This window comes from Psychroserpens jangbogonensis (assembly GCF_000797465.1).
In the GTDB taxonomy this organism is placed as follows: domain Bacteria; phylum Bacteroidota; class Bacteroidia; order Flavobacteriales; family Flavobacteriaceae; genus Psychroserpens; species Psychroserpens jangbogonensis.
Genome location: NZ_JSWG01000009.1, coordinates 713817 through 727266, shown reverse-complemented (window position 1 = coordinate 727266; position 13450 = coordinate 713817). Strand labels below are relative to the sequence as shown.

Genomic DNA, 13450 nt, shown 5'->3' with positions numbered 1-13450 from the left:
AGTATTTTAAAACTGATAATCAAAAAGCTCTATGTCTTTTTTATAAACAGATCTCACAATTTCTTTTGATTTAGGCGAGTAATAATCGCGATATTTAGTCTTCCTATTTGTATTTTGATTTTCATGTCCTAAATCTATGGTTATATTTAGTTTTTCAGATAACTTGTTAATATCATTGCCAATATTTTCTAATTTATAGACATCATCCACAAGAACTTTATTATTCACTGTAATAAATTCATATTGAGGAATAAAGTGAATCCATTTATAAATATTTTCGTCATTCAACCAATTCAAAACGAACTCTTCAAAATTTTGAAATTGAGATAAATTGTCATCAAACCAAGCTTTATCGTTTTCATGAAAGCCTCCATTTTTTAAAAAAAAGTAGGTCGAAACCAATCGATCCCAAGGATTCCTGACAAACGTGAACTTATGATACTCATAAAACTCTTTTTTATTGAAAATTAATTGATAATCTTTTAATTTATGATGACTCCCTCCAAAATTACCAAAAAGAGCTTTATTTACAGAAATTCCTGCTGCCTTCGGAATATGAACAAATATACATTTTAAATCGTCAAACCCTTTCAGTGACAGATGGTCACCTTTACTTTTTATTTGGCGTAAGGCTTGCTTCTGTTTAAAACCTTTAGGGTGTTTAAATTTAAAAAAGTAATATTTAACGTTGTAGGGTAGTCTCCAAATTAAATTGTTGTAAAATATTTTTTTTATTTGTTCCATACGCCATGTGCTCTTAAATTGATGATCTTGTTGTACTGAATTGTTTTAATTACCGCGCTCAACAACATGGAAATAGTAGTTGCCATGATAACACCAGACACTCCCATATTCAATGTTTTTGCTAAAAAAATAGATGCAGGAATATTAAAAATTATAGAAAACACAGTAATATACAATTGAACTCTAAGTTTACCTACACCATTAATAAAATAGGTATAAATCATATTGTAGGACTGAATCACAACAAAGACAAACCAAGAAACAGATAGGATAAATGAAATATCAACTTTATCACCTAGCCATAATTTGAAAAAATAGGGCGATATGATAAGCAGTAATAGTGATCCGATTGAAAATAGTATCCATATTTTTTTCATTTTTTTCATGGCACTTTTAATCCAAATCAAATCATCTTTGTGATAAGCGTCAGTAACAGCAGACCAAAGAGGCTGAACTATAATGGCAAATAGCATTAAAGATATGCCAAAATATTTATTAGCTATTTGATAAGGTGTAACTTGCTCTGGGCCATACAACTGAGTGATAATTAAGTTATCTGTTGAAAAAAGTATAATTCCGGCGAGGGTAATGAAAAAGAATTTAATACCTACGTTCATAAGATCATTTAGATAGGAAAAATTAACGTAGGCAATTTTAGGTCTAATGTGAGCATAATCCTTACTGAAATAATAAATTGTTAAACCGAGTAAACTGACAATAGGAATCATACTAAATGCAGCACCTAATAAAACTAGAGACCCTTCTGTAAATTTTATTAAAATAATAATTATTGAAACTTGCAAGCATTTTATTAAGAATCCTTGTAAATTTATTATGGATGGTCTTTGGTCGGCTGTCAAAATTGTGATAATAATTTTAAAAACAAATTGTAAGGAAAACGCCCCAAAAACAAATAATGCTAATACAGATAAATCATCATTTAAAACAATTTTAGTATTCAAAATTCTTTCCCAATTGACAAAGGAATTCACCATTAAAAAAATAACAAAAAAAATGCTGCTAATGATAGCCAACAAAGCATAAGTCGTGCTCACATAATATCTCAATTTTTCGATTTCATTTTTTGCTTTGGCCTCTGCGAATTTATTTCTTAAACCGTGACTCAAACCAACATCCATAAAACTGAAATATCCTGTTAAGGAAAACAATAGTATCCAAACGCCATATTGCTCTTCATTTAAATAACTTAAAACTAGAGGAATAAGCAAAAATCCTAAAGAAATATCAAGTCCTTTAAACACATAAGAAAAAAGAATATTTTTTTTAATCAACTGATCTCGTTGATGCCCCTGAAAAAATCGCTTTTTTAACTTTTTTATCAAACTAGAATTATCAAACATTAACTTATTTATTGATTATAGATTTCATTTGGTTTTACTTACTGAATAGTTCTAATTAGATTGGTAAATCACCATTATTATGAAAAAAGCTTTGATTCTCAAGGCACAAATCTTGATCGAGGTGGTCGATACGATCTTTAATAAACAAGGAAAGCCCACAATTGATGATATTCACCCAACAACCTTTTTTAAATGAAAGTTCAATTAAATATGTGGCAATCTGGTCTGCTACTTCGGTTATTAATGCTATCAACTATCACTCTTACCTGAGTTTCAAACATAAGCTATTTTCTTGTAAACAAAAAAAAACCTCAATGATTTTAGTCAAAATTATTAACAACATTTTTATCGGGTTGTTCCTCTTGTTAATGATAGGTTTTTGGATTGCAATAGCTTATAATTTAGACGTTCATTATACATGTCTTTTAACGCCTATTACCAACTATTTATCAAAAGCAATAATCAGTAGTTTTAGGTTACAGCCTTTTGGAAAAAAAAATCAAAAAAGACAGATAAAGCTATTAAAATCCTAATCATTCTGGTGAGACCAAATTGCCAAGTCGTAAGTTTTGATAAAATTAAAAGCTAAATTGTCTGTTTAAATTGTGTTTAATTCGAAGTGATTTTCTTTAAATAATCAAAATAATCGCCTTTAAGGTTTTTAACCTGTTTAGCTAATGCCTCTTTGGTAATCCATTTATAATTCAATGCAATTTCTTCTAAACATGCTATTTTAAGGCCAGTTCGTTTTTCAACAGCCTTAACAAACTCAGTTGCTTCTGTAAGCGCTTCGTGCGTACCAGTGTCTAGCCATGCAAACCCTCTACTTAATAATTGAAGTTTTAAACTGTCTTGTTCAAGATACGTTTGGTTTACTGTTGTTATTTCTAATTCACCTCGATGAGAAGGCTTAACATTCTTTGCTATTTCAACAACAGAATTAGGATAAAAATACAATCCAACAACAGCAAAATTCGATTTAGGATTTTCAGGTTTTTCCTCAAGACTTAAAACATTCTGTTCTTTATCAAATTCTGCCACTCCATATCGTTCTGGATCTCTTACGTAATTACCAAAAATAACCGCCTTGTCTTCGTTATTTACAGTATTTATAGCTTCCTTCAATATTTTTTGTAAACCTGCTCCGTAAAATATATTATCGCCTAACACAAGGCATACATTATCATTCCCGATAAATTCTTCTCCTAAAATAAAAGCTTGTGCCAAACCATCTGGATTGGGTTGCTCTATATAGCTTAATTCAATTCCAAACTGACTTCCATTTCCTAGTAATTGTTTAAAATTTGGAAGGTCGTGTGGTGTAGATATTACTAGGATCTCTTTTATTCCAGCCAACATCAAAACCGATAACGGATAATAAATCATAGGTTTATCGTAAATTGGCAAAAGCTGCTTACTCACTACCAATGTTAATGGGTGAAGACGTGTTCCTGATCCTCCAGCTAAAATAATTCCTTTCATCTTTCTTGTGTATTAGGGTTTACCAATTTAATAGACTAAATAAATCCATACTATTGATATTGTTTATTATAGTATTTTAAGTAATCACCACTAGTTACATTATTTAACCAGTCAGCATTACTCACATACCAATCTATTGTTTTAGTTAAACCTTCTTCAAATGTTACTGTTGGTTTCCAACCTAATTCTTTGCTAATTTTACTAGCATCAATGGCATATCTTAGATCATGACCTGGTCGATCTTTCACATAGGTAATAAGCGTTTCGCTTGCACCTTGTTTTCTGTTTAATTTAGTATCCATTTGACTACATAACAATTTAACTAAATCTATGTTTTTCCATTCATTGAAACCTCCAATGTTATACGTTTCTGTTAATTTTCCTTTGTGAAAAATTAAATCTATAGCAATTGCATGATCAATAACATATAACCAATCTCTAGTATAATTACCATCGCCATACACTGGCAATGCCTTGTTATGAATAATATTGTTTATGAATAATGGAATTAACTTTTCTGGAAATTGATAAGACCCATAATTATTTGAACAATTGGATATTAAATACGGTAAATTATAGGTTTCACCATAAGCTCTTACAAAATGATCTGAACTTGCTTTTGAGGCAGAATATGGCGAATTTGGACTATAAGGTGTGGTTTCTTCAAATAAACCTTCACTACCTAATGAGCCATAAACCTCATCTGTACTTATATGATAGAACAATTTATCATCTATATTATTCTTCCATAAATCCTTAAATGCGTTAAGCAAGATCATTGTCCCTAAAATATTTGTCTTTGCAAAAGCTAAAGGATCTGATATAGATCTATCAACATGAGATTCTGCTGCTAAATGAATAATACCATCTGGTTTCTCAGTTTCAAATAAGTGATTTACAAAAATTTCATCTGTAATATCTCCTTTTATAAACTTATAGTTTTCTTTATCCTCAATATCTGCAAGATTCATAAGATTCCCTGCATAAGTTAGACTATCTAAATTTATTATTTGATAGTTTGGATACTTATTGACAAACAGTCTGACAACATGAGAACCTATAAAACCAGCACCTCCAGTAATTATAATTCTTCTTTTCATACTAATATGTTTTTACATCTTAAATACTATTCATGAGTCAAGGACAACGTCTTCAGGCATTCCTAACCTGTACACCAAAATTAATTTTCTTAATCTAGAAACAGACCTCCTTTCTACATTACGCAGAAGAAAACCCTCTTAGTTAAACTCTATTTTGTCCTTTAAAATAAGTCAACAAAGGAATTTTATTCATGAATTTAATATCTCCTTTAAGAATGGCAAGTTATTTATTAATATGTTAAAAACCTAAAGCAAAATTATTGACAAATTGAATCTATTTTTAATATTCAAAAAAACGAATAAACCTACATTAAAGGGTTCAATTATAAAAAGACACCTCAATAACCCTAACCACACAATCCATCATAAAACACAAAAAGTTATTATCAACTAAGTAATAACTGTTTTGAATACAAAAAGCACACTTATTTTAAGTGTGCTTTTTTTGGTTTAGACTGAAAACAGTTATCTGAAACCAAAGCAGTATTGAAGTATTAACCATTTCCAAAATTAGAGATAGTGACTTCATAGAAAACAAAGTGTCTTAAATACATAAGATATTTGCTAATATTTATACCATTTAATCATTTGTTAATATGTTGATGTTTCATCATTAACAACTTTATGCTATATTTGTAGTCGCTCCACGTTCAAAGTTAACCTACAATCAAGACATTTTAGATTACAAAACAACAAAACTATGAAAAAAATTTACACACTTTTATTTGCCCTAATGATGACTGGTTTAGGGTTTGGACAGATTTTAACCTTTGACTTTAGTGGTCTTGCAGGAAGCGAATTAACCGCTGGTTCTAATTCAAATGACACTAATATATCTAGTTCAACTATTTCTCGAGGATCTGGCTTAAATAATTCTGCGAATGGAAATAGATTTAATGGAACAGGTTGGACTACATCTCCAAATATTGAGAATGCTGTTAGTCAAAATGATTATATGGAATTTACAATAACACCTGATTCTGGTTTTGAACTTAACATCACTTCAATTATTGTTAATATTCAAAGATCTGGATCTGGACCTAGAGAAGTTATACTTCGAAGTTCTGTTGACAACTACATACAAAATCTTGGTAGCAGTCAATCAATTACAGATAACACTAGCGTTCAAGTTAAAACCTTTACATTTTCCCAAACCAATAATTCAAGCCCAGTGACATATCGATTCTATATGAGAGCTGAAGGCAGTGGTGGTTCAGGTGGATTTGAAGGTACTGGAAATGACATAATAGTTAATGGATCTGTACTTGCAACATCTTCTTGTACAGCACCAACAACCCAAGCTTCAGCATACAATACAACATCTATAGGAACTACAAGTGCTACATTAAATTGGACTGATGGTAATGGAGATGGAGTATTAGTACTTGTTAAATCAGGTTCGGCTGTTGATACAGATCCTACTAACGGAACACCTTACACAGGTAGTACTGCTTTCACTTCAGGTGACCAAATAGGCACAGGTAATTATGTTGTACAATCTGGTTCTGCTACAAGTTCAGTGAGTATAACAGGTTTAAGCCCATCCACCACATACCATGTAGCTGTCTATGAATATAACACTACAGGTACTTGTTACGAACTAACGCAATTAACGGGTGATTTCACTACGGGTTGCTCAACACCTAATGATGTAACTGTATTTACTGCAACTGCAGGTGACACTGAAGTTGATTTAAGTTGGACAAATGGGAGTTGTTATGATGAAATTTTAGTAGTAGCTAAAGCAACTTCTGCTGTAACGGTAACACCAACAGGTGATGGTACTACATACAATGCTAATGCTGCTTTTGGTTCTGGTACAGATTTAGGAACAAGTGAGTATGCCGTTTATAAAGGTTCTGGTACTTCGGTAACAGTAACTGGTTTAACTAATGGCACAACCTATCATTTTGAAGCCTTTGCTCGTAAGGTAACAACTTGGAGTTCTGGTGTAACTGATTCGGCTACACCAAATATGCAATTAGGCGCAGGAGATATTGCTTTTACGGCCTTTAATGCTGATGGATCTGATGAATTTTCTTTTGTAGCTTTAGCTGACATCGCAGCCAATACTACTATTTGGTTTACAGATAACGAATGGGATGGAAATTCATTTAATAACATAGATGAAGGCGAGATAGAATGGTCTCACACAAGTACTGTTCTAGCTGGTTCAGTAATCATAATTGAAGACACTATTGGTGGTTCTCCTAGTGTTAATATAGGAACTGTATCTGGTGGAGATATTAATTTGGATGCTTTTAATGAAGAATTATTTGCATTGTTAAGTGAACCATCTGCTTCCACAATGGCTACACCTGGGTTTTTAGCTGGAATCGCTAATGACTTAGGTTTTTCAACACTTATAGGAACTGGGCTTACTGATGGGATAGATTTTATTGACTTTAATGACGATCATGACGGCTATGAATACACTGGCTCTAGAATTAGTGAATCTGCTTTTGCTGATTATTTACCTCTTATTATGAATACAGCTAATTGGCAGAATGAAACTTCAGATGGTTTTAATATATTACCTATCTCAACTACAGTTTTTACATTAGCTTGTACTGCTCCAACAACGCAAGCAATTACTTACAATACAACAGCTTTAGGCACGACTTCTGCAACATTAAACTGGACGTCAGGAAATGGAGATGAAGTATTGGTCGTAGTAAAAGCAGTCTCGGCTGTAGATACAGATCCTACTGACGGAACATCTTACACAGGAAATACAGTTTTTACATCAGGTAACCAAATTGGTACAGGAAATTATGTTGTACAATCTGGTTCTGCTGCAAGTTCAGTTGGTATTACAGGCCTAAGTCCAGCTACTACATATCATGTAGCTGTATATGAATACAATACGATTGATACCTGCTATGAATTATCTGAACTAACTGGTAATTTCACTACACTAGCAACTACAAGTATAGAATTCGCTTCTACTTCAGAATCAGTTGCTGAAGATTCGGGTACGTATGACTTAGTGATTTCAATTACTGATGAAGATACTGCTGCAACTGATTTTGATGTCGTTCTTACAGGTGGCACTGGTACTGCTGCAGATATTAATAGTTATGTGACACAATCTGAATCATTTCCTGGAAGTTCAACTACCGACATAACGGTAACTGTTACAATTACTGATGATGCTATTGTTGAAGCTGATGAAACATTTACGTTTGAAATTCAAAATGTAGCTGGTGGAAATAGTGCAGCAGTTGGAACAAATAACTCATTTGATTTAACAATATTAGCTAATGATGCACCTCCAATTACATTACCATATACAGAAGATTTTTCTACTTGTGGGACTGCAGAATGGACCGCATTTGACGAAGCTGAGCCATTGAATACTTGGACTTGTGGTTCTGATGAATTTGCAATGAATGGTTTTTCAGGAGCTGACGATATTGATTGGTTAATTTCAGATTTCAGTATTGATTTTGATGCTAATTCTAATGTATTCATTGATGTTTCTACTTATGAAAGATATGGAAACACTATAAATGAATCTGAAGAATTTGAATTGCGTTATTCTACAGACTATTCAGGAAGTGGTGATCCAACTTTAGCGACTTGGACAGCTTTGACTTTTAACCCTAGTAACACATCATCAAGCCCAACTCCTTCTTCTGAAACCACTACATCTGTTGATGCATCTGGTATTACAGGTGTTGCATACCTTGCTTTTGTTTACGATATGACGAATGCTGCTAGTGCTGAAGATTGGAGAATAACAAATATATCCATAGAAGATGTACCACTTACAACAACTGTTGAGCTTGTTAGTACATCAGCAACTGTTGCAGAAGGTGTTGGAACATATGACTTAGAGTTTTCAATTACAAATGAAGACGCAACCAATGCAACAACACTTGATGTTGTTTTAACTGTTGGAGATGCAGCAGATATTAATGCATATTCAACCCAAACAGTAACATTTCCTGCAAATACAAGTGCAAATCAAACATTAACGTTAACAGTAACAGATGATGCTATTAATGAAGGTGATGAAATTTTAACTTTTGAAATTCAAAATGTTGATGGAGGAAACTCTGCTGCTGTTGGTACAAACGACACATTCAATTTAACTATTTCTGCAAGTGATGTACCTGCAGTTGCTGCTGGATGGCAAATCTCAGCTGAAGATACTGCATTTGTTATCGATTTTGATAACACTGTGGCTGATGTTAATTTAGGAGCATTTGATGGTACTGGATTTACATCTTCGCCTGCAAGTGGTCAATTAGATTCTGATGCTTGGGAAGTTACGGGATTAAGTGAAGGTGCATTAGTTTATGGTGGCACTCGTACATCAGGTGATTATACTGGCTCCAGTACTGGTGGTGGTGCTTCAGGAATAAATGCTTTTGATACTGGTGGAAGCAATAGCTCTTTAGGCGTGCAACCAGCTGGTAGCGACTTTACACCTGGAACTATTACGTTAAGAGCACAAAACCAAACAGGAAGTACAGTTACTGCAGCAGATTTAGCATACTTAGTGTATGTATACAATGATCAACCAAGAGCGAATTCGTTTAATTTCTCATACAGTACAGATGATACTACTTATACTGATGTAGCTGCATTAGATTTAACAAGTGGTGAAGTTGCAGATGGACCTACTTGGGTTTCAAATTCAAGATATACAAGTTTAACAGGCTTATCTATTGCTGTTGGAGAATACTTATACTTGCGTTGGATAGGTGACGACGTTTCAGGTGGTGGCAATAGAGATGAGTTTACTCTTGATGATATTAGTGTTACTTTTAACCCTGGACCTCCTGAAACTTATACATATAGTGGTTCATGGGCTCCAAACGATCCAAATGGTGTTGCTGCGGCAGGTGATGATATTGTAATTGCTTCTGGTAGTGCAACTATTGACACGAATACACTATGCAATAGCGTAACTGTAAATGCTGGAGCTGGACTTACAGTTGATACTGGTATTACACTTACATCTGCCAATGGATTAGCGATGGAGTCTACATCAACGACGTATTCTAGTTTGATTTTAGATGGAACTATTTCCGGAACTTTAACTTATGAGCGCCACGTCAATATCAATGGCTCTGGAACAACTGGAAGTAACGATTTAATATCTGCGCCTCTAACAGGACAAGCTTTTAATGACTTTGCAACTGCAAACCCAAATATTTTAAGTAATACGGGAAGCACATTATATCTATTTGGTCCTTTTGATAAAACAACTGCAGAATATATTACGTATGCCAATACTGAAACAGCAACTTTAGATGCTGGTGTTGGTTATAGAGCTGCGTCTGATGACAACTCTACATTTACATTTACTGGTACTGCAAATAATGGCACTGTTACTAATGATATTACAAATAGTGGACCTGAAGCGGCAGAATGGAACCTTGTTGGTAACCCATACCCTTCATATATGAATGTTCAAGCATTTCTTAACCATGAAGTAAGTACTGGTACTGGCATAACCAACCTTGATTTATTTGAAAGTGGAACAGCCGCTATTTATGGTTATGATGGTAGTGCTCTAAATGGTTGGACTATTTATAACTCAGCAAATACAACTGCTTCAACAGTAATTGCACCTGGACAAGGATTCTTTGTAAGTGCTGATGCAACTAATGCACCACTTCACGATTTAGAGTTTACACCAGCTATGAGATCAACGGGTACAACTGATGATTTTATTGCGGGACGTCTTGGTCAATTAATCTATTTTACACTTCATGCGAGTACTGCTAGTGATTCATATAGCACAGATTTTTATTTTAACACAGATGCAAGTGCTGGCTTTGATTTAGGCTATGATGCTGAATTATTTGGTGCTCCGCCTGCTTTTTCAATTTATTCACTCTTAGTGGAGGATAATGAAGGTGAGCCTATTACCTTACAGGCAGTTAACCTGACTGATCTTGCTAATATAACTATTCCCTTAGGAGTAAATTCTAGTCAAGGTGTACAAGTAACTTTTACTATTTCGGTTAATTCATTACCAGCAACTACTGAGGTGTATTTAGATGACACTGTTGCTAACACTAGTACTCTTTTAAATGACTCAGACTATGTTTTAACACCGAGTACAGCATTATTTGGAACTGGACGCTTCTTCATTAGAGTTACTGATGATACGCTTTCAACTACTGAAAATAGTATTGATACGTTGAATGTTTTCGCATTAAATGATTCTAAAGAAATTATGGTTAGCGGACAGTTATTAAACAATACAATGTTTAATCTTTATGATATTCAAGGACGATTAGTACTAAGTACTCAACTTGACAATACGCTTTTACAAAATCGTATTGATGTGTCATCATTAAGTGGTGGTGTCTATGTTGTAAATGTTCAAAATAACACACAACAAATATCACAAAAAGTGATTATTAAATAAACGTACTTTTTAAGTATCTAAAAAAAGCGCACTACAATTGTAGTGCGCTTTTTATTTGTGCTCAAATCACTTTTCGGTTTCATAACAATGTCAAACATGGTAATTAATAAATTTTGATATATTTGTAATCCCTTATTTTCAGTGACTTAATCTCATTTTATCCACTAGACAGTAACTTTCAACGCTATATGAAACATTTTTACACATTTTTAGTAGTTCTTTTAATAGGGAATTTAGGCTTCGGACAACAAAATATCGATAACGTTGATTCTGATGGAGCAGATATTAATACAACACCCTCGGGAACTACTGACGATATAATCGCAGAACGTAACGATGAATTAGTTTTTATAAAATTAAGAGCGAGCGCTAATAGTAATTCTTACGGAACTGATATCTATTTTAATGACAATGCAAGTCTTGGATTCGATTTAGGATATGATGCTGCAATTTTTGGAATTGTCCCAAATTTCGCCCTTTATTCCCAATTAGTACAAGATAACACTGGTTTAGATTTATCTTTAGCTTTACAAGCAGTTAATTCAACCGATATTTCAAATGTTAATATTCCTTTAGGTGTTAATGCAAATCAAGGTGAGCAATTAACTTTTAGTATTTCTAATTCAACATTACCAGAAACTACTAATGTATATCTTGATGATACCGTTGCTAATACATCAACATTATTAACCAACTCAGATCATGTGTTTACGCCAGCAACAGCATTATCTGGAACTGGACGTTTCTTTCTTAGAATTTCTGAACCAAGCATAACCTATACCTATAATGGTTCTTGGTCTCCTAGTGATCCAAACGGTATCGCTGCTGCTGGTGATGATATTGTAATTGCTTCTGGAAATGCTATTATAGATACAAATACAACTTGTAATTCGGTAACCGTAAATCCTGGTGCTGGTCTTACAGTAAATGCTGACGTAACTTTAAATACTAACGGTTTAACTTTAGAATCTAGCTCTACAAGTTATTCAAGCTTAATACGTAATGGATCAATTACTGGTACATTAAATTATGAGCGTCATGTAAATGAGAATGGTTCTGGATCAACTGGAAGTAACGATTTAGTGGCTGCACCATTACATGGTCAAGCATTTAATACGTTTGCTGCAGCTAACCCTAACATTTTAAATAATGGTACACTATACTTATTTGGCCCATTTGATAAATCACTAAGTGCTTATGTTAATTATGCAGCTACTGAAACAGCAACACTTGATGCTGGTGTAGGATATAGAGCAGGAACTACTGACAACGGTACAGTTACATTTACTGGAACGGATACTAATGTTGTCGTAAGTCATGATATCATTAATTCTGCAGGAACAAATAATCCTGAATGGAACTTAGTTGGTAATCCTTATCCATCTTACTTAAATTTTCAGCAATTCTTTCTACATGATGTAGGTGGAGTTCTTAATTTCCAATTATTCGATGCAGGTTCTGCTGCGATATATGGATATGATGGAAGTGCACTTAATGGTTGGACGATTTACAATTCGGCAACAACAACTGCATCAACAGTACTGGCTCCTGGTCAAGGATTCTTTGTAAGTGCTGATGCTACTAATGCTCCACTTTACAATTTAGAGTTTACTCCTGCGATGCGTTCTATGGGTAGCGGAGATGACTTTATAGTAGGCCGTAATGCTGAATTAAGTTATGTTCAAATTAAAGCAAGTACTAACACGGATTCATTCGGTACAGATATTTATTTTAATAATCAAGCAAGTCTTGGATTCGATTTAGGATATGATGCAGCAGTTTGGGGAGAAGTAACTCCTGATTTCGCTATCTATTCTCACTTAGTACAAGATAACGTTGGCAAAGCAATGGCATTACAAGCAGTTAATTCAACTAACCTTTCTGATGTAGTTATCCCACTTGGAGTCAATGCTAATCAAGGTGAGCAATTAACGTTTAGTATTGCTGATACAACATTACCAGCATCTGTTAGTGTGTATCTAGAAGATGCTGTAGCTAATACATCAACTAGGCTAAACGAAGGTGATTATATCATTACACCAGTTGAAGCTTTATCTGGAACAGGGCGTTTCTTCTTGAGAACTTCAGAAGATGCCTTATCTTCTAAAAACAATAATCTTGATACGTTGAATATTTTCACTTTAATAAACTCTAAAGAACTTGTTGTAAGTGGTACGCTAAAAGAAAACACAATGCTTAATCTTTATAATATTGATGGGCGATTAGTATTACGTACTCAACTAGACAATACCTTGTTACAAAATAGTATTGATGTGTCTTCAATAAGTGGAGGCGTGTATATTGTAAATGTTCAAAATAGGACACAACAAATATCACAAAAAGTGATTATTAAATAAACGTACTTTTTAAGT

6 protein-coding genes are annotated in these 13450 nt (G+C 33.6%); 2 read left to right on the top strand and 4 right to left on the bottom strand.

All coding sequences use genetic code 11. The features are described from left to right. Positions 1 to 6 precede the first annotated feature (6 nt). From RH81_RS10250 to rfbB, 4 genes are all read right to left on the bottom strand, one after another. Positions 7 to 744, bottom strand: a complete 738-nt coding sequence (locus tag RH81_RS10250; protein ID WP_052172508.1) for a sulfotransferase family 2 domain-containing protein — start codon at positions 742 to 744, stop codon at positions 7 to 9. Further along, positions 732 to 2105 (bottom strand): lipopolysaccharide biosynthesis protein, encoded by a 1374-nt coding sequence (locus tag RH81_RS10245; RefSeq protein WP_052172507.1) that lies wholly within the window; start codon positions 2103 to 2105, stop codon positions 732 to 734. The genes RH81_RS10250 and RH81_RS10245 overlap by 13 nt, the downstream gene beginning before the upstream one ends. A 609-nt stretch (positions 2106 to 2714) precedes the next feature. Then, a complete protein-coding gene (gene rfbA, locus RH81_RS10235) occupies positions 2715 to 3587 on the bottom strand; it encodes a glucose-1-phosphate thymidylyltransferase RfbA (RefSeq protein WP_033960094.1) in 873 nt (290 codons plus the stop codon). A gap of 50 nt (positions 3588 to 3637) precedes the next feature. Continuing rightward, positions 3638 to 4687, bottom strand: coding sequence for a dTDP-glucose 4,6-dehydratase (rfbB, locus tag RH81_RS10230; RefSeq protein ID WP_033960092.1), 1050 nt, complete (start codon positions 4685 to 4687; stop codon positions 3638 to 3640). 700 nt (positions 4688 to 5387) lie between these two features. Here rfbB and RH81_RS16520 point away from each other — a divergent pair. Both RH81_RS16520 and RH81_RS10220 read left to right on the top strand, forming a co-directional pair. Next, positions 5388 to 11078 (top strand): T9SS type A sorting domain-containing protein, encoded by a 5691-nt coding sequence (locus RH81_RS16520; RefSeq protein WP_081988273.1) that lies wholly within the window; start codon positions 5388 to 5390, stop codon positions 11076 to 11078. Between the two features lie 188 nt (positions 11079 to 11266). After that, a complete protein-coding gene (locus tag RH81_RS10220; protein ID WP_033960091.1) occupies positions 11267 to 13435 on the top strand; it encodes a T9SS type A sorting domain-containing protein in 2169 nt (722 codons plus the stop codon). Positions 13436 to 13450 lie beyond the last annotated feature (15 nt).

Excerpts from the sequence above, each read along its gene's own strand:
- RH81_RS10250 (WP_052172508.1), bottom strand. The coding sequence starts at position 744 with ATGGAACAAATAAAAAAAATATTTTACAACAATTTAATTTGGAGACTA.
- RH81_RS10245 (WP_052172507.1), bottom strand. The coding sequence starts at position 2,105 with ATGTTTGATAATTCTAGTTTGATAAAAAAGTTAAAAAAGCGATTTTTT.
- rfbA (WP_033960094.1), bottom strand. The coding sequence starts at position 3,587 with ATGAAAGGAATTATTTTAGCTGGAGGATCAGGAACACGTCTTCACCCA.
- rfbB (WP_033960092.1), bottom strand. The coding sequence starts at position 4,687 with ATGAAAAGAAGAATTATAATTACTGGAGGTGCTGGTTTTATAGGTTCT.
- RH81_RS16520 (WP_081988273.1), top strand. The coding sequence starts at position 5,388 with ATGAAAAAAATTTACACACTTTTATTTGCCCTAATGATGACTGGTTTA.
- RH81_RS10220 (WP_033960091.1), top strand. The coding sequence starts at position 11,267 with ATGAAACATTTTTACACATTTTTAGTAGTTCTTTTAATAGGGAATTTA.